The sequence below is a fragment of the Bradyrhizobium sp. P2_E8 genome (assembly GCF_056403875.1).
This window is the reverse complement of record NZ_JBFUES010001372.1, coordinates 1-1541: the sequence shown is the minus strand read 5'-3', so window position 1 is coordinate 1541 and position 1541 is coordinate 1. Positions and strand designations below refer to the sequence as shown.

Annotated in this window: 2 protein-coding genes and 1 pseudogene; 1 reads left to right on the top strand and 2 read right to left on the bottom strand. The window is 64.3% G+C overall.

Going from position 1 to position 1541, the window contains the following annotated elements:
* Window positions 1-270 precede the first annotated feature (270 nt).
* Window positions 271-489, top strand: a complete 219-nt coding sequence (locus tag AC1D00_RS40575) for a hypothetical protein (RefSeq protein ID WP_477014571.1) — start codon at window positions 271-273, stop codon at window positions 487-489.
* A gap of 5 nt (window positions 490-494) precedes the next feature.
* Here the strand turns inward: AC1D00_RS40575 and AC1D00_RS40570 are convergent, their stop codons facing one another.
* Together AC1D00_RS40570 and AC1D00_RS40565 are read right to left on the bottom strand one after the other, a co-directional pair.
* Window positions 495-797 (bottom strand): hypothetical protein, encoded by a 303-nt coding sequence (locus AC1D00_RS40570; RefSeq protein ID WP_477014570.1) that lies wholly within the window; start codon window positions 795-797, stop codon window positions 495-497.
* A gap of 91 nt (window positions 798-888) precedes the next feature.
* Window positions 889-1541: pseudogene (locus AC1D00_RS40565) on the bottom strand (acetoacetate--CoA ligase); the annotation flags it as partial.

Below are 1541 nucleotides of genomic sequence, written 5' to 3'. Positions count from 1 at the left end.
CAGAAGGAATCGATCCCGCCGTTAGAGTGGTCATACCGGGGCTGGCGACATTTCAACCCGCATCCATTTTCGAACCCGGCTTTGGCCGCTGGTCTCATCGCCAGCGGCCTTTTCATGCTCGGCGATCGAGAAATCGTCTGACGGTAATACGTTCTCAACCAGCCTGGCGTATCGACGAATCCGTCGCGGATTTGTATTGCGTACCGCGACACCGAAAATGTCCCGCCGGCGTGGGTGCGCCGCGCGGGCCTTTTCGCCGGGACCGATTTCATGCCGAGCGCGATTGAGCAGATCGTCGACATCTATGTCCGACTGAAGAACCGGCGCGGCCTCGACCAGCTGATGATGCACAGGCAACGGCTCGCGGTCGATCTGAAGAGCAGGTCCGGCTATGATTTCAGCCTGCCGATCAGCCAGATCGACGAGGAGATCGCGATCATCGAGGCGGGCCTCARCCGGCTGAAGGCGGTGAATCCTGCGGCGCTTTAGCGCGCCTAGGAGCGCTTCCCGCCGTCGATCACCGTGAACAGTGGCCGGGCCTTGGTCGGTTCGACCAGCAGTTCGTCGACCATGGCGCTCGCGGCCTCGACATACTTCCGTGTCGGCTTGTCCAGGGGCCTCAGCGCCTCGTCGTCGAGCGCGACCTTGGCGGCCTCGACCAGCTTGCGCATGCGCTCGGCATGGTCGTCGCCCGCGGTCAGCGTCGCGCGGGCCAGCGAGCGCAGCACGAACAGCTCGCCTTCGAGGCGGAGCAGGCGGTCGTTGAGCCTGGTGAGGATGGCGTTGAGGTCGGCCATGGCGCACGTTCGTTGCGGAAGATCCATCCTGATCTAGCGGCGATCGGTGAACGGAGTGCAAACGGCATTGGCGCAATTGGGGCGATCCCCTTCAGGCCGCGTTCCGCGCCAGATAGTCGCGCGCGAAGGCGAGATACCAGTCGAGGCAGGCGGGATTGGCCATTGCCTCCTTGTTGATGACCTTCTCGACGGGGTGGCCGAGCAGCAGCTTCTTGATCGGCAGCTCCTGCTTCTTGCCCGACAGCGTGCGCGGGATCTCGGCGACGGCGAAGATCTCGTTCGGCAGGAAGCGGCGTGACAGGCCGGCCTCGATCGCCTTGTTGATCTTGGCCCGAATCGCGTCGTCGAACGCGACGCCGACGCGCAGCACCACGAACAGCGGCATGTAGCTGTCGCGGCCGAGATATTCGAGGTCGACGACGAGGGAGTCGAGCACCTCGGGCAAGGCTTCGATGGCGGAATAGAGCTCGCTCGTGCCCATGCGCAGGCCGTGCCGGTTGATGGTGGCATCGCTGCGGCCATAGATGATGCAGGAGCCGTCCGGATCGACCTTGAGCCAGTCGCCGTGCCGCCACACGGGGCCGCGGCCGCTGCCGTCGAAATTGTCGGGATAGGTCTCGAAATAGCTGGAGCGATAGCGCGCATCGTTCTCGTCGTTCCAGAAGTAGAGCGGCATCGACGGCATCGGCTCGGTGCAGACGAGCTCGCCGACCTCGCCCGTGACGGCGCGGCCCTGTTCGCTGA